This is a genomic window from Paractinoplanes toevensis, from assembly GCF_018332695.1.
Classification (GTDB): domain Bacteria; phylum Actinomycetota; class Actinomycetes; order Mycobacteriales; family Micromonosporaceae; genus Actinoplanes; species Actinoplanes toevensis.
In genome coordinates this window covers 128,328-148,299 of sequence record NZ_BOQN01000010.1, presented here as the reverse complement: position 1 = coordinate 148,299, position 19,972 = coordinate 128,328, and the positions used below count along the sequence as shown (strand labels likewise).

Here is a 19,972-nt window from a genome sequence, read left to right as displayed (position 1 = left end):
CGGATCAATGGGATGCCGCCGACCCTACGCTCGCCCGTCCAGCGGGTCGAGTCCGGTGTATCGATGCAGTAGCGTCCGGTACATGGTGACGGTGGGGCAACTCATCGCCGGTCGCTACCGGGTCCTCCACCCGATCGCCACCGGCGGGATGAGCCGTCTCTGGCTGGCCCACGACGAGGTCGAGGACGTCGGGGTGGCGCTCAAGAAATGCGCCCTGCCGCACGGCCTGAGCCCGGACGAGGAAGACGTGTTCCGGGTGTGGACGGCCCGTGAGGCCCGCTCGTTCACCCTGGTCGACCACCCGAACGTGGTGCGGGTGCTGGACGTGCTGCCGGACGACGACGCGCCGTGGATCGTGATGGAGTTCGTGCCGTCCCGGTCGCTGCAGCAGGTGCTCGACGAGTCCGGCCCGCTGCCGCCGGCCCGGGTCGCCGGCATCGGCCTGGCCGTCATGGAGGGCCTGCTCGCGGTGCGCCGGGCCGGGCTGCTGCACCTCGACGTCAAACCGTCCAACGTGCTGATCGCGAACGACGGCCGGGTGATGCTCAGCGATTTCGGCCCGGCGGTGACCGCCGAGGGGGTCCGGGCGCTGGCCGGGGCCGGCATCATTCTCGGCTCGCCGAAATATCTGGCGCCGGAGCGGCTGCTCGACGGGGTGGCGCTGCCCGAGTCGGACCTGTGGTCGCTGGGCGCGACCCTCTACCACGCGGCCGAGGGCCGGCCGCCGTTCGTGCGGGCCACCACTACCGAGACGCTGCTGGCCCTGGCCGAGGAGACCCCGGAGCCGCCGCGGCACGCGGGGCCGCTCACCGAGCTGATCGTGGCCCTGCTGCGCCGCAACCCGGCCGCCCGGCCCGAGCCGGCCATGGTGGAGTCCGCGCTGCGGTCGGTGACCGGGCAACCGGCCGACCGGCCGTGGCCGGCGACGGCCGCCGTCCCGGCCGTCCGGCGGAGGCGGGTCGCCGTCCTGGCCACCCTGCTCGGCGTGCTGGTCGCGCTGGTCGCCGCGGTTCTCGTGCTGCGCCCGGACGACGGCTCCGGCACCCCGGCCGTGGCGGCGAGCCCGGCCGCCCCGCCTCCGGGTTGGTACTGGCACGTCAGCGGGATCGGGCTGCGGGTGATGCTGCCGGTGGAGATGACGGCCACCGAGTCCGGTCTCGGCTTCCAGGCCGGTGACTACGAGAGCGGCCCCTGGATGCTGGTCGAGCCGGTGCGCCCCGCCCCGCAGAACCTGCTGGAGGCGCTGACCGAGATGGAACGTGCCCACGCCGGCGGCTGGCCGGAGTACCGGCGGCTGCGGATCGAGCAGGCTCCCGGCGCGGCCGGCGCCGACTGGGAGTACACCACCACCGACCGGCACAGCATCGAGCGGATGATCGAGCGGGACGGGCAGGTGTACCTGTTCCGCTGGGACGCGCGGGCCTCGCAGTGGGCGTCCGAGCTGCCCCGCTTCGCCGAGGTGATGGACAGCTTCCAGCCGCCGCCCGGGGGCTGACGATAGGGTCCGGGGGTGTCCGCACCCCTGTTCCTGGTCGACGAGCTGCCGGTCGGTTCCGCCTACACCCTCGACGGGCCGGAGGGCCATCACGCCGCCACCGTGCAACGGCTGCGGGTGGGCGAGGCGCTGATCCTCGCGGACGGGCGGGGCGGCAGCGCGACGGCCGAGGTCACCGCGGTCGGCCGGGGCAGTGTCGAGGTCACCGTCACCGGGCGGGCGGCCGTGCCGGCGTCCGATCCGCGGCTCGTGGTGGTGCAGGGCATCGCCAAGGGCGACCGGGGTGAGCTGGCTGTGCAGGCGATGACCGAGATCGGGGTGGACGAGATTCTGCCGTGGGCGGCGTCCCGGTCGGTGGCGCAGTGGCGTGGCGATCGCGGTTTCAAGGCCCGGGACAGGTGGGCGACGACCGCCCGGGAGGCGGCCAAGCAGGCCCGGCGCTCGTGGCTGCCGATGGTGGCCGGCGATCCGGACTGCTCGACGAAGCAGGTGGCGGCTCGGCTGACCGAGGCCGCGGCATCGTTCGTGCTGCACGAGGAGGCGGCCGAGCGGCTGACCACCGCCGCACTGCCGGCGAGCGGCGAGATCGTGCTGGTGGTGGGCCCGGAGGGTGGCATCAGCGACGGTGAGCGGGCGACGTTCGAGCAGGCCGGTGCGACCGCCGTGCGGCTGGGCCGCGAGGTGTTGCGCACCTCGACGGCCGGGGTGGCCGCGCTGTCGGTGCTGTCCGCCCGCCTGGACCGCTGGTAGCGGAGAACGTCAGCGCTGGCGGATCAGCTGGCGGCGGTCCAGGCCGGGCAGCGTGATGTGCTCGTCGAGACCGTCGCCGGTGGCGATCTGCCCGGCGACGCGGGCCGCGATGCGGCGGGTGACCAGCCGGCGCACGCCCCGGGCGCGGATCTCGCCGTGGAATTGGCCGGTGAGCCGGCCCAGGCGCTGGGCCTGCCGGCCGATCGACGGGATGAGCTCGGCGAACGGCACGTAGAGCGCCTCGGTGGCGGGCGAGCCGAGGTATGCGAACGGCTCCGAGCCGGCCATCGCCGCGAAGTGCACGCCGATCAGCTTCATGTTGCGGTGGGCGCGGTGGTCCAGCATGGCGACGACGTGGCGTACGCCGGCCAGCCGTCCCGCGTTGAGGAAGGTGCGGTAGAGCAGCGAGCTGACGGCCAGGCCGGACCGTCCGCCGCGGTAGGCGGGCAGCACCGCGAGGGTGGCGAAGTCCCAGATCCGGCCGTTGCCGAGGTTGTGCAGGGCGACGATGGCGGACAGCGGAGTGTCGATGCGGCCGGGCGCGTCGTCGAGGGTCTTGCCGCCGCTGTCGATCACCCGGCCCGCGCCGGCCGGCATCCCGGTCTTCCGGTCGAGCACGATGAAGAACAGGCTGTCGTCCTCGTATCGGCGGTACTCGGCGGCCATCTGGCCGGCGTCGTTGCCGAACGACTTCTCGAAGACCTGCCGTTCGAGGTCGCGGGCCACGTCGGCCATCGGGGAGGCGGCGCCGACGGCGAGGGCCACGAAGCGGCCGGCCGAGGGGTGGGCGGCGAGGGCCGCGGCGGTGCGCAGCCGGACCGTGCTCGCGGCGAGGTCGTACGTCACGATCAGAACCCCTTCGCCACGATCTCGGTGGTCCGGAAGTACTGCTCGGTGAACTCGACGACCTTGGCCGGGTCGAACGCCTTGCAGGTGTAGATGTCGACGCTGAAGAACGAGAGCGGGCGCTCCCAGGAGTAGAAGTGCGCGCCCGAGGTCTCCCAGTGGATCCAGCCGGCCCAGCCGTACAGCTCGCTGACGTGGGTCACCGGCTCGATGATCGTGATCATGTCGGTCACCACCGAGAGCTTGGACAGATAGTCCTTGATGTGCTCGTCGGTGATCACGAACGTCGGGTAGCCCTCGACCACCAGTCGCTGCCGGGTGATCATCGGCGCCAGGTCACGGTACGCAGTGGCGTCGCCGGCGACGATGTCGTTACGGAGAGTGGTGGCGGTCGGGAGCGCGAGCGTCATGTTCAACTCTTCCTAGCAGGCATATCTGGGTGAATCGGACTCATCCGACTATAGCCAAAAACTACGCAGCGTCAAAGTGGTTGTCATTACAGAGAGTTAAACCACATACGGATCATGACCGCCGGGGTTGGTTAGGCTAACCTCCGGGAATGGTCTTGACGCGCACCGCGAGCGATGCGCGCCCGGCCCTCCGGCGAGGCACCGTCCTGGCCGCCTGGCTCGCCGTTCTCGGCGTTGTCTGCCTGCTGAGCGTCGCGATCGGCACCCGGGCGATCGCCCCGGCCACGGTCTGGGACGCCCTCGTGCACCACGGCGCCGGCGCCGATCAGACCGTCGTGCGCGATCTGCGGGTGCCACGGACAGTTCTCGGTCTGCTGGCGGGTGTCGCCTTCGGACTGTCCGGCGCCGTCATCCAGGCGGTCACCCGTAATCCGCTCGCCGACACCCAGATCCTCGGCATCAACGCCGGGGCGGGGCTGTTCATGGTCCTCGCGATCGGTTTCCTCGGGCGCACCGACATCGACCAGTACCTGTGGTTCGGTTTCGGCGGGGTGGCGTTCGCCCTGGTCGGCGTGTATGCGCTCGGTTCGGCCGGCCGGGGCGGCGCCACCCCGATCCGGCTCACCCTGGCCGGGGTCGCGCTCGGCGCGGTGCTGGACGGCATCTCGGCCGGTGTCCGCCTGGTCCGCCCGCGCGCCTTCGACTACCTTCGCTTCTGGGATGCCGGCACGATCGCCGGGCGGCCGATCGAGGTGGCCCGCACGATCCTGCCGTTCGTACTGGCCGGCGCGGTCCTGGCGCTGCTGGTGGCCGGTTCGCTCAATGCCGTGGCGCTCGGCGACGACCTGGCCCGTTCGCTGGGCGCCAACATCGGCCGTACCCGTCTTCTGGCTGTTCTGGCGGTCATGCTGCTGACCGGGGCGGCCACCGCGGCGGCCGGGCCGATCGGTTTCATCGGCCTGATGGTGCCGCAGGTGGTGCGCCGTTTCGCCGGGCCGGACCAGCGCTGGATCTTCGCGTACACCGTGGTGTGCGGTCCGGTGTTGCTGCTGTCGGCCGATATCGTCGGCCGGGTCGTGATCCGCCCCGGCGAGCTGCCGGTCGGCATCGTCACCGCGTTCGTCGGTGCCCCGGTCTTGATCTGGTGGATCCGCCGGGCCAAGGTCGGTACCCGATGAGTCTCGACTTCGGCCGCCGCACGATCGTGCTGCGCCCGGTCACCCGTGTCCCGGTCCGCCCGCTGGTGGTCTGCGGCGGGCTGGTGCTGGCCGCGCTGGCCACCGCCGTGCTCGCGCTCGGCACCGGCGAGGTCGACATCCCGCCGGCGGCCGTCCTGCGGGCGCTGGCCGGGTCCGGTTCGGGGGCCGATCACCTGGTGGTGGTCGAGTGGCGGCTGCCGCGGGTGCTGCTCGCGCTGATCCTCGGCGCGGCGCTCGGCCTGGCCGGGGCGATCTTCCAGGCGCTCACCCGCAATCCGCTGGGCAGCCCCGACGTGATCGGGTTCAACACCGGCTCGTTCACCGGGGTGCTGGTCGCCACCGCGACCGTCGGCACCGGCTACTACGTCACGGTGGCCGGCGCGCTGGCCGGTGGCCTGCTCACCGCGGCCGCCGTCTACCTGTTCGCCTACCGGCGCGGAGTGCAGGGCTTCCGGCTGATCATCGTGGGTATCGCGGTCGGTGCGGTCCTGACCTCGGTCAACGAGTGGTTCATCATGCGGGCCGACCTGACCGTCGCGCTGGCCGCCTCGATCTGGGGGCAGGGCACGCTCAACAACGCCGCCTGGCGCGGTGTCGGGCCGGCCGCGATCGTGCTCGGCGTCCTGGCCGTGGTGCTGCTGGCAATGGGTCCCCGGTTGTCGCTGCTGGAGATGGGCGAGGACGCGGCGGCGGCGCTGGGCGTACGGGTGGAACGTGCCCGTCTCGCGTACCTCGTCATCGGGGTTGCCCTGACCGCGGCCGTGGCCGCGGCGGCCGGGCCGATCTCCTTCGTCTCGCTGGCCGCCCCGCAGCTCGCGCGGCGGCTGACCGGCACGCCGGGCGTCGCGCTGGTGCCCGCCGCGGCGATGGGCGCGCTGCTGCTGATCGTCAGCGACTGGCTCGCCCTGCACGCGTTCGCACCCACCCAGCTGCCGGTCGGCGTGCTGACCGTGGCGGTCGGCGGGGTCTATTTCGTCGGGCTGTTGCTCCGGCAGGGGAGGAAGCAGTGAGTCTCGCCGCGCGCGACATCACCGTCGGGTACGACCGCAGGATCATCAGCGAGCACCTCGACCTCCAGGTGCCGGACGGCCGGTTCACCGCGATCATCGGGCCCAACGCCTGCGGCAAGTCCACCCTGCTGCGGGCGCTGTCCCGGCTGCTGAAACCGAAGGGCGGGACGGTGCTGCTGGACGGCGCCGACATTCACGGCAAACCGGCGAAGCAGGTGGCCAGACGGCTGGGACTGCTGCCGCAATCGTCGATCGCCCCGGACGGGATCATCGTGGCAGATTTGGTGGCCCGCGGCCGTTTCCCGCATCAGAGCCTGATTCGGCAGTGGACCGCGGCCGACGAGGAGGCGGTGGTGTCCGCGATGGCCGCGACCGGCGTCAGCGAGCTGTCCGGCGAACTGGTCGACACGCTGTCCGGCGGTCAGCGGCAGCGGGTCTGGGTGGCCATGGTGCTGGCCCAGCGAACTTCGATCGTGCTGCTCGACGAGCCGACCACGTTCCTCGACATCGCCCACCAGATCGACCTGCTCGAACTCTGCGTTCGGCTCAACGCCGAACAGGGCACCACGATGGTCGCCGTGCTGCACGACCTCAACCAGGCCGCCCGGTACGCCGACCACCTGGTCGTGATGAAGGACGGCCGGATCGTCGCGCAGGGCGAACCCGGCGACGTGATCACCGCCGAGCTGATCGCCGACGTGTTCGGTCTGCCCTGTGTGATCATCACCGACCCGGTGGCGGGCACTCCCCTGATCATCCCGGGGCGGCTTCGGTGAACATCCTGTGGCGGGCGATGGCCCGCAACCGCTGGCGGCTGCTGACCGGAAGCCTGCTGATCGCCCTGCACCAGGCGTGCGAGACGTTCGTGCCGATCGTGATCGGCGAGACCGTGGACCTGGCCGTGGCGACCGGCTCGGTGTCCCGGCTGATCACCTGGGTGGGCCTGCTCTGCCTGCTGTTCCTGCTGCTCACCACCGCCTACCGGAACGGGGCCCGGCAGCTGATGCGGGCGCTCGCCGACGAGTCGCACGCGCTGCGCCTGGAGGTGGCGGCGAAGGTCCTCGATCCGCGGGCCGAGGTGCGCACCGGAGACGTGCTGACCATCTCGACGACCGACGCCGACCATGCCTCCTACCTGCTCGATTACGTTCCGCGGATCGTGGGCGCGCTGGTCGCGACGGCGGTGAGTGCGGTCGGGCTGTGCCTGATCTCCGTACCCTTGGGTCTGGTCGTTCTGATCGGCACCCCGCTCGTGCTGGTCGCGCTGCAGCGGGCCGCGCCCCGCATCACCCGCCGCGTCGCCACCCGGCAGGAGGTCGCCGGCCGCGCCTCATCGCTCGCCACCGACCTGGTCACCGGCCTGCGGCCGTTGCGCGGCATCGGCGCGCAGGAGGCCGCCGACACCCGCTACCGCGAGGTCAGCGGCGAGTCGCTGCGGGCCACCCTGCTCGCGGCCCGCACCCAGGGCCTGTTCCAGGCCGCGTCGACCAGCATCAGCACCCTGCTGGCCGGCGGTATCGCCATCCTGGCCGGCTGGTTCGCGCTGACCAGCCGGATCAGCGCGGGAGAGCTGGTCACGGTGATCGGGCTGGCCGCGTTCCTGGGCGAGCCGTTCGGTGCGCTGTCCGCCGCGCCGGGCTGGATCGCGACGGCGCGGGCCTCCGCCGACCGGATCTCCGACCTGCTCGGCACGTCCCCTGCGCCGACGGCGGCCGGTAACCCGCCGATCCTGCCGGCCACCGGCGAATGCCTCGGCGTGGTCGCCGAGTCCGACGCCGCCGACCTGGTCGGCCGCTACGACGACGGCTCGCCGGACGTGCTGGTCGCGCCGCACCACCCGGAGCTGTTCTCGGGCACGATCCGGGAGAACATCGTGCTGGCCGGCGACCGCAAGCTGGACGAGGTGCTGCGGGCCTCGTCGGCCGACGACGTGGTGGACGCCCACCCGGACGGGCTCGACCACCCGATCGCCGAACGCGGCTCGGCCCTGTCCGGCGGGCAGCGGCAGCGCCTCGCCCTGGCCCGGGCGCTGCTCGCACACCCGAGGCTGCTGGTGCTGCACGATCCGACCACCGCGGTCGACGCGGTCACCGAGCACGCCATCGCGCGCGGCATCCGCGACCTGCGGCACGGCCCCGGCTCCGAACTCGGCACCCTGATCGTCACCACCAGCCCGGCCCTGCTCGCGGTCACCGACCGGGTGGTGATGCTGCGCGACGGCCAGATCGTCGCGACCGGCACGCACGCGTCACTGGCCGCCATCGATCCCGCCTACCGGGCGGCGGTCTTGCGATGACCGCCCTGCCCGTCGCCACGCCGGCGCAGACCGGTGGCTGGCTGTTCGCCCAGCTGCGCACCCGCCGCCTCGAACTGGCCGTCACCATCTCGGCCGGGCTGGTCGCGGCGACCGCGTCGGTGGTGCCGGTGACCGCGCTGGGCCTTCTCGTCGACCTGGTCCGCGACGACGCCGCGCCGTCGGCGCTGCTGCCCATCGCCGTGGTCGTGGTGGTGGCCGCGGTCATCGGCGGGGTCGCCACCGGCGCGACCAGCACCCTGGTGAGCCGGCTCGGCGAGCGCATCCTGGCCGCCCTGCGCGAGCAGACGGTGGCCATCGCACTGCGGCTGCCGGCCACCGTGCTGGACCGGGCCGGGCGCGGTGACCTGCTGTCCCGGGTCGGCGCGGACGTCGCCGCGATCGGCACGGCCGCGGCCGAGGTGCTGCCCACGGTGATCTCGGCGGTCCTGCTGGCCGCGCTCAGCGTCACCGCCATGTTCGGCCTGGACTGGCGGCTCGGCCTGGCCGGGGTGGCCTCGCTGCCGCTCTACCTGGTGGCGCTGCGCTGGTACCTGCCGCGGTCGGCGCCGGTCTACGCCCGGGAGCGGACGGCGATCGCCGACCGGAGTCAGTTGTTGATGGAAAGCCTTCAGGGGGTACGCACCGTGCATGCGTACCGCCTCGAGCAGCGGCATCTCACCGGCATCGACGACGCGTCGGCCCGGGCCCGGGACCTGTCGATCGGCGTGTTCACCCTGTTCACCCGGTTCGTCGGGCGGATCAACCGGGCCGAGCTGGTGGGGCTCGCGACGATCCTGGTGGCCGGTTTCTGGTTCGTCCGGTCCGGGTGGGTCACGGTCGGCGAGACCGCCGCGACGGCGGTGCTGTTCCACCGGCTCTTCAATCCGATCGGCATGATCTTGTTCACCTTCGACGAGATCCAGGAGGCGGGCGCGGGCCTGGCCCGGCTGGTCGGGGTCGGCACCCTGCCGGTGGCGCCGGCCGGCACCGTCCGCCTGGACAAGGCCGACCTGACGTTGAGCAACGTGTGCTTCGCCTATGACGAGCGGGTGCCGGTGCTGCAGGACATCAACCTGCGGGTCGCGCCGGGCGAGCGGGTCGCGCTGGTCGGTTCGACCGGCGCGGGAAAAACCACGGTGGCCTCCATCGCGGCCGGCATCCTGCGGCCGCGATGCGGTACGGCGTCGGCGGGCGGTATGCCGGTCGACGAGCTCGCGCCGGGCATCGTGGCGATCGTCAGCCAGGAGACGCACGTGTTCGCCGGGCCGCTGATCGAGGACGTCCGGCTGGCCCGCCCGCACGCGCCGGCCGAGCTGGTCCGGGATGCCCTGGCCACGGTCGGCGCGCTGGACTGGGCCCTGGCCCTGCCGGACGGTCTGGACACGGTGGTGGGGGAGGGCGGTCATCCGCTGACCGCCGCGCAGGGCCAGCAGCTGGCCCTGGCCCGCCTGGTGCTGCTCGACCCGGCGGTGGCCATCCTGGACGAGGCCACCGCCGAGGCCGGCAGTTCGGGCGCGCGGGCCCTGGAGGAGTCGGCGCTGGCCGCCACCCGGGGCCGCACCACGCTGCTGGTGGCGCACCGGCTGACCCAGGCCGCCTCCGCGGACCGCATCGTGGTGCTGGAACACGGCACGGTCCTGGAGGAGGGCACCCACGACGAGCTGGTGGCCGCCCGCGGCCGGTACGCCGAGCTGTGGGAGGCCTGGCAGTCGCGCGGCTAGAGCTCGCCGACCTTGGTGTTCGGGTCGCCGTCGGTCGCGTTCCTCAGCTCCGGCAGCAGCTTGTCGAGCGCGTAGAGCAGGGCGTCCGGACCCGAGTAGGACAACGCGCCGGCCAGCGGGGTGTCGAACGACGTGTAGAGGGTGCGGTCCTCGACGACCACCTTCAGCCTGCTGAAGACCGGGGACTTGACCATGTCGGCCTTCGTGGCGCCGTTGACGAACAGCACGTCCTGGTCGGCCAGGTCGAGCCGTTCTTCACTGACGTCCTCGCCCTGCTCCTGGGTGGCGAAGCCGAGCGCGTCGAACAGTGACCGGCGCGGGTCCTTGGCCGGGATCAGCCAGTGCTCGCCCTTCTCCGGACCGTAGTCCTCGACCAGGACCTTGCCGGCGAACTGCGGGTTGGCCTTCTTCGCCTCGTCCACCCTGGCGTCGACCTGATCGATCAGCGCCCGCGCCTCTTTCTCCTTGCCGAGGGCCTTGCCGGTGGTCAGCGTCTGCACGTCCCACGGCGTCTCCTCGTCGGAGTAGTCGGCCGACTGGACGACGGTGGGGGCGATCGCGGAGAGCTTGTCGTACGTCTCCTTGGTGATCGTCTCGTAGATGGCCAGGATCAGGTCGGGCCGCTGCTTGACGATCGCTTCGAAGTTGATCTCGGCGGAGAAGGTGGGCAACGTCTTGCCGCCCAGTTTCGCCGACACCCACGGATACGTCGGGTACTCGGTGAACCACTCCCGGGTGCTGACCGGCACCTCGCCGAGGGACAGCACGAAGTCCTGGTCGTTCCAGCCGACCGTGACGATCCGCTGCGGCTTGGCCGTGATCGTGGTCGAGCCGAACTTGTGGGCGATGGTGACCGGGAAGCCGGTGGCGGCCGACGCGGCCGACGCGGGGCCGGCGTTGTCGTCGCTGCCGCCACCGCACGCGGCCAGGGCGCCGATGAGGATGGCGGCCGCGGCGGTGGCGAGCACACGTTTGACGGGCAGATTCATCAGGTTAGGTTAGCCTCACCTGCCCGCCTGGAAGATCACGAGATCGTCACCGTCGACTCCAGACGATCGTCGTCCAGGGCGTGCGCGACGACCACCCGGTAGTCGCCGGGAACGGTCTTCCAGCCGTCGTCCCAGATCTGCCAGGTGCGGGCCGGCAGCGGAATCCGCACGGTGACCGTCTCGTCCGGGTGCGCCACCACGTTGGCGAAACCCGCCAGCCAGCGCGCCGGCCGCTGAGCCTCCTCGTCGGCGGGTGCGACGTACACCTGCACCACCTCCCGCCCGGAGCGCCCGCCCGCGTTGGTCAGGGTGACCACCGCCTCGGTCGCGTTGACCGCCAGTTCCTCGTAGCGCCAGCTGGTGTAGCCGAGGCCGTGGCCGAAGGCGTAGAGCGGCCGGTGTTCCGCCCGCAGCCAGCCGCGGTAGCCGACGAAGACCCCCTCGTCGTAGGACACGACGCCGTCCTTCGGGGCGATTTTCAGCACCGGGCAGTCCTCTTCCCGCCGAGGCCAGGTCGTCGGCAGCCGGCCGCCCGGCTCGGCCGCCCCGAGCAGCACGTCGGCCAGCGCGGCACCGCCCTCCTGGCCGGGGAACCAGGTCAGTAGCGTCGCCGCGACCTGTTCGGCCCACGGCATCAGCACCGGCGAACCGGCGTTGACCACCACGATCGTGCGCGGGTTGGCCGCGGCGACCCGGGACACCAGCTCGTCCTGCCGGCCGGGCAGGGCCAGCGACGTGCGGTCGAAGCCCTCGGACTCGACCTGCTCGGTGGTGCCGACCACGACGACGGCCACGTCGGACTCGGCGGCCAGGGCCACCGCATCCTCGATCAGCCCGTCCTCGTCCGGTGACGGCGGCCGGTACCCCAGCGTGGTCGCGACCGAGTGGGCCTGGCCGGGCACGATCGTCTGGTCCAGGACGACCCGCACCGGTTGCCCGGCCTCGAGCCGGGCCGTGACGCGTTGCTCGCGGGGCGACAGCAGCAGGTCGGCGCGGCCGGTGCCGGGCGGGTGCAGGGTGCCCTCATACCGCACGGCGCCGTCGATCGACAGGCGGAACGTGCCGAAGCCGGAGACCGCGAACGTGTGCTCGCCGCTCTCCGGCGCGGTGAACGTGGTCTCCAGGCGCAGACCGTCCACCGACTCCATCGGCAGACCGCCCGGCAGCGAACCGATCCACCGTACGGCCGCCGGCTCGACCTCGAACTCGTGGGCGCCGATGGTGACCCGGGTCGGGCTGGGCAGGGCCGGCAGGAACGGGCGCGGGTCGGCGCCCACCGCGTACTCGACGTCCACCCCCGGCAGCGCCCGGCGCAGCCCGTCCAGCGGGGAGATGGTGTGCGGCGGGGACACCTGGGCGCTGCCGCCGCCGAGCACCCGCGCGTCGATCGCGAGGGCGCCGATCACCGCGACCTTGGTCAACCCGGCCGGCTCCAGCGGCAGCGTCCAGTTCTCGTTGCGGACCAGCACGAACGAGCGGGCGGCCACCTCGTGCGCGACCTGTTCCCCGTCCAGCTCGGCTTCGTCCGGCTTCTTCGCAGAGCCGACGGCGCCGACCCGCAGGGCGAGACGCAGCACCCGGCGTACCTTCTCGTCGATCACCGCTTCCGGCACCTCGCCGGCCTGGACCGCCGCCACCAGCTTTTCCCCCCACGGGTTCTCCAGCTGCGGCATCGCGATGTCCAGGCCACCCAGCGCCGACCCCACCGTCGAGCGGGCGGCCCGCCAGTCGGACACCACCACCCCGTCGAAACCCCACTCGCCCTTGAGTACGTCGTCCTGCAGTCGCCCGTTCGACGCCATCGGTGACCCGTTGACCCCGTTGTAGGCGCTCATCACGCCCCACCCGCCGGCCTCGACGACCCGCTCGAACGGCGCCAGGTAGATCTCCCGCAGCGCCCGCTCGCCGATCCGGACGTCGACCTCCATCCGGTCGGTCTCGAAGTCGTTGCCCACCAGGTGCTTCACCGTCGTGCCGACGCCCTGCCGCTGCACGCCTCGCACGAAACCGACCGCGATCTCCCCACTGAGCAGCGGATCCTCCGAGTAGCACTCGAAGTGCCGGCCGCCCAGCGGGGTGCGCTGCAGGTTCACCGTCGGCCCCAGCAGCACGTGCACGCCCTTGCGTCGTGCCTCCTGGCCGAGGAGCAGGCCGGCGGTCTCGGCCAGTTCCGGATCCCACGCCGCCGCCAGTGCGGTCGGGCTGGGCAGCGCCACCGACGGATCGTCCGGCGCCCATCCCGTCCCACGAACCCCGATCGGCCCGTCCGACATCACCAGCGAACGCAGCCCGATCCGCTCGATCGCGGGCAGCGACCAGAAATCCCGCCCGGCCAGTAGGGAGACTTTCTCGGCCAGGTCCAGTTCGCCGAGTAGGTGTTCGACATCGGCCATCGCTCGCGCACTCATGTCCTCACCCTAAGATCGTCGGGGTGGACAACGACTGCCTGTTCTGCCGCATCGTGGCCGGTGAGATCCCCGCGACCGTGGTGCACGAGACCGACACGACGCTCGCCTTCCGCGATATCGACCCGAAGGCGCCCGTCCACGTACTGGTGATTCCCAAGGAACATCACCCCGACGTGGTCACCCTCGCGCGGGACGATCCGGCCGGCTCCGCCGCCCTGCTGGCCGCGGCCGCCGCGGTGGCCGAGGCCGAGGGCCTGCTCACCGACGGGTTCCGGTTGCTCTTCAACACCGGGGGGTACGCCGGTCAGGAGGTTTTCCATGTGCACGCCCACGTGCTCGGCGGTGCCCCGCTCGGCCCGATGCTGACGCCTCGATGACCGTCACCGCCCGATACGCCCGTGCTGCCCGTGAGGCCCAGGCCACCGGCCGGATCCCGGCCCTGTCGGTGGCGCTGCGCCGGGCCGACCGGGAACCGTGGATTCTCACGGTCGGTGATTCCGGCAATCCGGACTTCCCGCTCGACCGGGACACTCGGTTCCGGATCGGCTCGGTCACCAAGACGTTCACCTCGGTGCTCGTCCTGCAGGCCCGCGACCAGGGGCTGCTCGACCTCGACGAACCCATCTCGGCGTACCTCGACGTGCCCGCGCACGGGGACGCCACGATCCGGCGGCTGCTCTCGCACACGGCCGGCCTCCAGCGGGAGGCTCCCGGCGACATCTGGGACACCCTGCTGCCTCCGTCGTCCGCCGAGATGCTCGCCCAGCTCGACCGGGCCGAACGGGTGCTGCCGCACGCGCTCCGCTTCCACTACTCCAACCTGGGCCTGGCCGTCCTCGGGCACCTCGTCGCCCGGCTGCACGGCACCACCTGGGAGAAGCTGCTCGCCGACCGCATCCTCGACCCGCTCGGCCTGGCCGCCACCACCGTGCAGCCCCCGGCCCAGGCGGCCGTCGGCTACATCGTCGACGCCTACTCCGACGCCGCCCGCCCCGAGCCCTACCTCGACGCCGGCGGGGTGGCACCGGCCGCCCAGCTGTGGAGCACCGCCGCCGACATGGCCACCTGGGGTGCCTTCCTGGCCTCGCCGGAGACCGTCGACCCGGACGGTGCCGTGCTCGCGGCCACGACCCTCGACGAGATGCGCTGGCCGCACACCACCCGCGACGAGAGCCTGTGGGCCAGCGGCTTCGGCCTCGGCCTGATGCTCGCCCCGCAGGGCCGGCGCGCCATGCACGTCGGCCACAACGGCGCCATGCCCGGCTTCCTGGCCGGCGTCTACGGCCGGCGCGGCGGCGAGGGTGTCCCGGCCGGGTTGGGCTGCGCGGTCCTCGGTTCCTCGACCACCGCCGCGGAGACCCTCGACCTGGTGCACGAGCTGCTCCGGCTCGCGGTCGAGCTGGACCCGGCCGACATCGAGCCGTGGCGCCCGGCGCCGCCCGCGCCCCGCGACTACCGTTCCGTGCTCGGCACCTGGTGGAGCGAGGGTTCGCCGTTCACCTTCTCCTGGCACGGCGGTGCGCTGCAGGCCCGGGACGCCGACGCGCCCGCCGACCTGCCGCCGTCGGTCTTCGCGCCGATCCCGGACCGGCCGGGCGTGCTGCGTACGGTGTCCGGGCGGGAGACCGGGGAGTTGCTGCGGCTTACCCGGGACGAGCACGGGGCGGTCACCCGGATGCACTGGGCGACCTACCGGTTCACCCGGCTGCAGGACGGCTTCGACGGCGGTCTCGCGTCGGACGGGCCGGAGTAGGCGAACCGGCGATAATGGCATCGGCGACAGGGCGGCCGAGCGGATACGATGGCACGACCCTTCGACCTCGAGTATGAGAGCAGGTGGCGGAGGCCTCCGGGCCGCCCTATGACCGGTACGCCGAACCCTTCCAGCGCGGGCTCCAACGGCGCGGCGCGGGTACAAACCAAGATCTCGGTCTCCGACCCGAAGATCATGGTCAACCTGCTGGGTGCCAAGGATGAAATCCTGCGGCTCATCGAGCGAACCCTCGCCAGCGATGTGCATGTCCGCGGCAACGAGATCACCATCACCGGTGATCCGGCCGAGAACGCTACCGCCGAGCGACTCTTCTCCGAGCTGATCGAGCTGATCGAGAAGGGTGAGACACTCACCGTCGACTCGGTCCGGCGCACGGCCACCATGCTCGAGGAGGGCACCACCGAGCGGCCGGCCGACGTGCTGACGCTCAACATCCTCTCCCGGCGCGGCAAGACCATCCGGCCCAAGACGCTGGGCCAGAAGCGGTACGTCGACGCCATCGACCAGAACACCATCGTCTTCGGCATCGGCCCGGCCGGTACCGGTAAGACCTACCTGGCCATGGCCAAGGCCGTGCAGGCGCTCACCGCCAAGCAGGTCAGCCGGATCATCCTGACCCGCCCGGCGGTCGAGGCCGGCGAGCGGCTGGGCTTCCTGCCCGGCACTCTGAACGAGAAGATCGACCCGTACCTTCGGCCGCTCTACGACGCGCTGCACGACATGCTCGACCCCGAGTCGATCCCGCGCCTGATGGCGGCGGGCACGATCGAGGTCGCGCCGCTGGCCTACATGCGCGGCCGCACGCTCAACGACGCGTTCATCATTCTCGACGAGGCGCAGAACACCACGCCCGAGCAGATGAAGATGTTCCTGACCCGGCTCGGGTTCGGCGCCAAGATCGTGGTCACCGGCGACGTCACCCAGGTCGACCTGCCCGGCGGCACCACCAGCGGCCTCAAGATCGTGCGCGAGATCCTGCAGAATGTCGAGGATGTCCACTTCGCGGAGCTGTCCAGCAGCGACGTGGTGCGGCACCGGCTGGTCGCCGAGATCGTCGACGCCTACGCGCGGTACGACCACGAGCAGGAACAGGTCACTCAATCCGTCCACGCCGTGCCGGGCCGAGCCGCATCCGGCGGCCGCACCGGGCGTCGGCGCTGATACCAAGGGGTAAAGAGCGCCACATGTCCATCGAGATCGCCAACGAGTCGGGAGTCGAGGTCGACACCGACGCGATCCTCGCGGTGGCCCGGTACGCCCTCGACGAGATGGGGGTCAACCCGCTCGCCGAGCTGTCGATCCTGCTCGTCGACATCGACTACATGGCCGAGCTGAACCACCGCTGGATGGGTGGTGACGGCCCCACCGACGTCCTCGCGTTCCCGATGGACGAGGGCAGCGTCGACCACGGTCCCGGCGAGGCGGGCACGGGAGAGCCGGCACTGCTCGGCGACATCGTGCTCGCCCCCGAGGTGGCCGCCAAGCAGGCCGCCGCGGCCGGTCACTCGCCCGCCGACGAGCTGCACCTGCTCACCGTGCACGGTGCACTGCACCTGCTCGGTTACGACCACGCCGAGCCGGAGGAGGAGCGGGAGATGTTCTCGCTCCAGAACCGCCTGCTGCAGAGCTGGCGATCCAGCCGGCAGACGGGCTGATCCCGTCGTGGACCCCGCACCTCTACTCGCGGCAGGCCAGGCCTCGGCCGGCCTGCCGGACCTGCAGTTGATCATTCTTGCGGTCGTGCTGGTCCTCCTGGCCGGCCTGGCCTCGATGGCCGACGCGGCCCTGGGCACGGTGTCGCCGGCGCGGGCCGCGGAGATGGCCCGCGAGGGCGAGCGTGGCGCCGCCGCCCTCGCCGCCGTCGCCGGCGACGTGGTGCGCCACCTCAACCTGCTGCTGTTGCTGCGGCTGATCTGCGAGCTCACCGCGACCACGCTGGTCGCTCTGGTCGCGGTGGACAGCTGGGGGATCGGCTGGCGGGCCGCGCTGGTCACGGCGGGCGCGATGACCCTGGTGAGCTTCGTCGTGGTGGGCGTGGCCCCGCGCACGGTGGGCCGCCAGCACGCGTACGCGGTGGGCCGCGCCGCGGCGCCGCTGGTGCGCTGGCTCGGCAAGGTGCTCAACCCGCTCGCGTCGCTGCTGATCCTGATCGGTAACGCGGTGACCCCGGGCAAGGGCTTCCCGGAGGGCCCGTTCGGCAGCCAGGTGGAGCTGCGCGAGCTGGTCGACCTGGCCGAGCAGCGTGGCGTCGTGGAGCACGGCGAACGCGAGATGATCCACTCGGTGTTCGCGCTGGGTGACACGATCGCCCGCGAGGTGATGGTGCCGCGCACCGAGATGGTGTGGATCGAGGCACCGAAGACCCTTCAGCAGGCGCTCTACCTGTTCCTGCGGTCCGGTTTCTCGCGCATCCCGGTGATCGGCGAGAGCGTCGACGACGTGCTCGGCGTGCTCTACCTGAAGGACGTGATCCGCCGCACCCAGTCGGGTGACGCCGCGGCGACCGCGCAGGCGGTGGCCGAGCTGATGCGGGCGGCGACGTTCGTCCCCGAGTCGAAACCGGTCGACGACCTGCTGTCCGAGATGCAGGCCGCGCGCACCCACCTGGTGATCGTGGTCGACGAGTACGGCGGCACGGCCGGCCTGGTCACGATCGAGGACATCCTCGAGGAGATCGTCGGGGAGATCACCGACGAGTACGACGTCGAACGCCCGCCGGTCGAGCACCTGGACGACGGCGCGGTGCGGGTGACCGCCCGCCTGCCGATCGAGGACCTCGGCGACATCTTCGGCGTGGAACTGCCCGCCGACGAGGTGGAGACCGTGGGTGGCCTGCTCGCGCAGACACTGGGCCGGGTGCCGATCCCCGGCGCCGGCGCGGACGTGGGCGGCCTGCACCTGGTCGCCGAGGGCACCACGGGCCGGCGCAACCGGATCGACTCGGTGCTGGCGCGCCGCGCCGAGCCCGAGCCCGAGCCGTCCGACGAAACCGCTGATTCACCCGATAAATCGGGTGAGTCCGAGACTGAGGAAAGACAAACCGCAGATGCCTGACCCCACCTTTACCGGCGCCGCCGTGCCGGCGACCGACGGCGGCGCGCTCAGCGCCGAGGACAACAAGTTGGTCACCCTGGCGCGCAGCGCCCGCGCCCGGGTGGCCGCGGTCGAGGGTGCGGCGGTACGCGATCAGGACGGCCGCACCTACAACGGCGCGACCGTGTCGCTGCCCAGCCTGTCGGTGACCGCGCTGCAGCTGGCGGTGGCCCTGGCCGTGTCGTCGGGCGCCACCACGATCGAGGCGGCCGCGGTGGTCACCGAGGCGTCGGAGCTGGACGGCGCCGGCCACGCCGCGGTGCGCGACCTGGCCACCCACGCCCCCATCCACGTGGCCGCCCCGGACGCGACCCTGCTCGGCACGGTCAGCGTATGACGCAGGCGGGTGGCGACGGCGAACGCCGGCTGACGCCGGGGGAGCGCAACGAACTTCGCCGCCAGGAGCGGCGGGCGGCTCGCCGGACGGCTGAGTCGCCGGGCGGCACCGCCGGCCGGGGCGGTCAGCGGACCGGCAGCCAGCAGGGCGGCAGCCCGAAGGCCGGCGGTCGGTTCGGCGGCGGCCAGCCGGGCGGCGGTCCGAGGAGCGATGGCCAGAAGGCCGGCGGCCAGCGCGGTGCCGGCTCGCAAAGTGGCGGTCAGCGTGGTGCCGGCCAGGGCGGCGCTCAGCGTGGTGCCGGCCCGCAAGGTGGCGGTCAGCGTGGTGGCGGGCAGGGCGGCGCTCAGCGCGGTGTCAGCCCGCAGGCCGGCGGCCGGCGCGGTGCCGGGGCACCGGGTGGCGGCCCGCGTGGTGCTGGCGGTCAGCCTGGTGCTTTTGCGCCGGGTGGTGGCCCGCGTGGTGCCGGCGGTCAGCCTGGTGCTGAGGCGGCCGGTGGTGGCCAGCGTGGAGCCGGCGGTCCGCGTGGGGCGGGGGAGCCCGATGACGGTCGGGTGGCGGGGGCTGGACAGGATCGGGGGCGGGGTCGGTCTGCCGGTTCTGCGGGACGGTCAGGACCGTCCTCCGGCGGGCCCACGCGTACGTCGAAAGTGCGGGACGTGACCGCCAAGAGTGACCCTCGTCCGTCGGGGCCGCGGGTGCACCGGCATGCCGAAGCGGCGCGCAGCGGCGCGAGTGACGGCGTCTACCGGGCGGGTTTCGCCTGTTTTGTCGGGCGGCCGAATGCCGGGAAGAGCACCCTGACGAACGCGATCATCGGGCAGAAGATCGCGATCACCTCGAACAAGCCGCAGACCACCCGGCACGTGATCCGGGGCATTCTGCACCGCGAGGACGCGCAGCTCGTGCTGGTGGACACGCCGGGTCTGCACCGGCCGCGGACCCTGCTGGGGGAGCGGCTCAACGATCTCGTGCGGGAGGTGTGGAGCGAGACCGACGTGATCGGCATCTGCTTCCCGGCGGACGAGCCGGTGGGGCGGGGTGACCGGTTCATCTCGGCGGAGATGGCCGAGTTGAAGGCCACCGTGATCGCCGTGGTGACGAAGGTCGACCTGGTGGGTCCGCAGCGGCTGGCCGAGCACCTGCTCGCGGTGAGCGAACTGTACGACTTCGCGGAGATCGTGCCGGTCAGTGCGGTGTCCGGGCATCAGGTGCAGCAGCTGGTCGACGTGATCGTGCGGCATCTGCCGGAGTCGCCGCAGCTGTACCCGGACGACGTGCTGACCGACGAGCCGGAGCAGGTGCTGATCGCCGAGCTGATCCGGGAGGCGGCCCTCGAGGGCGTGCGCGATGAGCTGCCGCACTCGATCGCGGTGCTGGTCGAGGAAATGATGGTCGAGGGCAGTCTGACCAAGATCTACGCGGACCTTTACGTGGAGCGGGACAGCCAGAAGTCGATCGTGATCGGCGCGCGCGGAACGCGTCTCAAGGAAGTTGGGAGCAAAGCCCGAGGTGAGATCGAGCAGCTTCTGGGTACGAGGGTGTACCTAGATCTACATGTTCGTGTCGCCAAGGAGTGGCAGCGTGATCCCCGTCAATTGCGCAAGCTCGGATTCTGATTTTTCCGATTATGGGATAATTCACGCT

At 72.1% G+C, this 19,972-nt stretch carries 19 protein-coding genes; 15 read left to right on the top strand and 4 right to left on the bottom strand.

The features are described 5' to 3' along the window. Nucleotides 1-82: 82 nt before the first annotated feature. Complete coding sequence (locus tag Ato02nite_RS04185) at nucleotides 83-1,495, top strand: serine/threonine-protein kinase (protein WP_213005005.1); 1,413 nt, start codon at nucleotides 83-85, stop codon at nucleotides 1,493-1,495. Between the two features lie 15 nt (nucleotides 1,496-1,510). Then, entirely contained in the window at nucleotides 1,511-2,245 is a 735-nt protein-coding gene (locus Ato02nite_RS04180; RefSeq protein WP_213005004.1) for a 16S rRNA (uracil(1498)-N(3))-methyltransferase, read from the top strand. A 9-nt stretch (nucleotides 2,246-2,254) separates the two neighbouring features. Here the strand turns inward: Ato02nite_RS04180 and Ato02nite_RS04175 are convergent, their stop codons facing one another. Together Ato02nite_RS04175 and Ato02nite_RS04170 are read right to left on the bottom strand one after the other, a co-directional pair. After that, on the bottom strand, nucleotides 2,255-3,091 hold the full coding sequence (locus Ato02nite_RS04175; RefSeq protein ID WP_213005003.1) for a hypothetical protein: 837 nt from the start codon (nucleotides 3,089-3,091) through the stop codon (nucleotides 2,255-2,257). Between the two features lie 2 nt (nucleotides 3,092-3,093). Next, nucleotides 3,094-3,501: an S-adenosylmethionine decarboxylase gene (locus Ato02nite_RS04170; protein ID WP_213005002.1), complete on the bottom strand. Its 408-nt coding sequence runs from the start codon at nucleotides 3,499-3,501 to the stop codon at nucleotides 3,094-3,096. 149 nt (nucleotides 3,502-3,650) lie between these two features. On the opposite strand from Ato02nite_RS04170, the gene Ato02nite_RS04165 reads away from it, so the two are divergent. The 5 genes from Ato02nite_RS04165 to Ato02nite_RS04145 are packed head-to-tail and all read left to right on the top strand — an operon-like array spanning nucleotide 3,651 to nucleotide 9,727. Beyond that, complete coding sequence (locus Ato02nite_RS04165; protein ID WP_213005001.1) at nucleotides 3,651-4,679, top strand: iron chelate uptake ABC transporter family permease subunit; 1,029 nt, start codon at nucleotides 3,651-3,653, stop codon at nucleotides 4,677-4,679. Next, nucleotides 4,676-5,710 (top strand): FecCD family ABC transporter permease, encoded by a 1,035-nt coding sequence (locus Ato02nite_RS04160; protein WP_213005000.1) that lies wholly within the window; start codon nucleotides 4,676-4,678, stop codon nucleotides 5,708-5,710. Before Ato02nite_RS04165 ends, Ato02nite_RS04160 begins: the two co-directional genes overlap by 4 nt. Before the next feature lie 17 nt (nucleotides 5,711-5,727). Further along, nucleotides 5,728-6,486, top strand: a complete 759-nt coding sequence (locus tag Ato02nite_RS04155) for an ABC transporter ATP-binding protein (RefSeq protein ID WP_213005054.1) — start codon at nucleotides 5,728-5,730, stop codon at nucleotides 6,484-6,486. Further along, a complete protein-coding gene (locus Ato02nite_RS04150) occupies nucleotides 6,483-8,006 on the top strand; it encodes an ABC transporter transmembrane domain-containing protein (protein WP_213004999.1) in 1,524 nt (507 codons plus the stop codon). The genes Ato02nite_RS04155 and Ato02nite_RS04150 overlap by 4 nt, the downstream gene beginning before the upstream one ends. Beyond that, entirely contained in the window at nucleotides 8,003-9,727 is a 1,725-nt protein-coding gene (locus tag Ato02nite_RS04145) for an ABC transporter ATP-binding protein (protein WP_213004998.1), read from the top strand. The genes Ato02nite_RS04150 and Ato02nite_RS04145 overlap by 4 nt, the downstream gene beginning before the upstream one ends. Here Ato02nite_RS04145 and Ato02nite_RS04140 read toward each other — a convergent pair. Further along, the gene (locus Ato02nite_RS04140) at nucleotides 9,724-10,716 is read right to left on the bottom strand and encodes an ABC transporter substrate-binding protein (protein ID WP_213004997.1); all 993 of its coding nucleotides are present in this window, start codon (nucleotides 10,714-10,716) and stop codon (nucleotides 9,724-9,726) included. The two genes, Ato02nite_RS04145 and Ato02nite_RS04140, sit on opposite strands and share 4 nt — an antisense overlap. Before the next feature lie 35 nt (nucleotides 10,717-10,751). Then, nucleotides 10,752-13,124 carry a beta-glucosidase gene (locus Ato02nite_RS04135; RefSeq protein ID WP_246606053.1) on the bottom strand — a complete coding sequence of 791 codons (2,373 nt, stop codon included), beginning with the start codon at nucleotides 13,122-13,124 and terminating at the stop codon, nucleotides 10,752-10,754. A gap of 23 nt (nucleotides 13,125-13,147) precedes the next feature. Between Ato02nite_RS04135 and Ato02nite_RS04130 the strand changes: the two genes are divergently transcribed. The 8 genes from Ato02nite_RS04130 (at nucleotide 13,148) to era (ending at nucleotide 19,944) form a co-directional block, all read left to right on the top strand. Then, nucleotides 13,148-13,501 carry an HIT domain-containing protein gene (locus tag Ato02nite_RS04130; protein WP_213004996.1) on the top strand — a complete coding sequence of 118 codons (354 nt, stop codon included), beginning with the start codon at nucleotides 13,148-13,150 and terminating at the stop codon, nucleotides 13,499-13,501. After that, on the top strand, nucleotides 13,498-14,877 hold the full coding sequence (locus tag Ato02nite_RS04125) for a serine hydrolase domain-containing protein (RefSeq protein WP_213004995.1): 1,380 nt from the start codon (nucleotides 13,498-13,500) through the stop codon (nucleotides 14,875-14,877). Before Ato02nite_RS04130 ends, Ato02nite_RS04125 begins: the two co-directional genes overlap by 4 nt. A 108-nt stretch (nucleotides 14,878-14,985) precedes the next feature. Further along, a complete protein-coding gene (locus Ato02nite_RS04120) occupies nucleotides 14,986-16,059 on the top strand; it encodes a PhoH family protein (protein WP_213004994.1) in 1,074 nt (357 codons plus the stop codon). 23 nt (nucleotides 16,060-16,082) lie between these two features. Further along, the gene (gene ybeY / locus Ato02nite_RS04115; protein ID WP_213004993.1) at nucleotides 16,083-16,553 is read left to right on the top strand and encodes an rRNA maturation RNase YbeY; all 471 of its coding nucleotides are present in this window, start codon (nucleotides 16,083-16,085) and stop codon (nucleotides 16,551-16,553) included. Between the two features lie 7 nt (nucleotides 16,554-16,560). After that, nucleotides 16,561-17,952, top strand: coding sequence for a hemolysin family protein (locus Ato02nite_RS04110; RefSeq protein ID WP_213004992.1), 1,392 nt, complete (start codon nucleotides 16,561-16,563; stop codon nucleotides 17,950-17,952). Beyond that, the gene (locus tag Ato02nite_RS04105; RefSeq protein WP_213004991.1) at nucleotides 17,945-18,328 is read left to right on the top strand and encodes a cytidine deaminase; all 384 of its coding nucleotides are present in this window, start codon (nucleotides 17,945-17,947) and stop codon (nucleotides 18,326-18,328) included. The genes Ato02nite_RS04110 and Ato02nite_RS04105 overlap by 8 nt, the downstream gene beginning before the upstream one ends. Nucleotides 18,329-18,538: 210 nt before the next feature. Then, nucleotides 18,539-18,988: a hypothetical protein gene (locus Ato02nite_RS04100; RefSeq protein WP_213004990.1), complete on the top strand. Its 450-nt coding sequence runs from the start codon at nucleotides 18,539-18,541 to the stop codon at nucleotides 18,986-18,988. 35 nt (nucleotides 18,989-19,023) lie between these two features. After that, entirely contained in the window at nucleotides 19,024-19,944 is a 921-nt protein-coding gene (era, locus tag Ato02nite_RS04095) for a GTPase Era (protein ID WP_213005052.1), read from the top strand. Nucleotides 19,945-19,972: the final 28 nt, after the last annotated feature.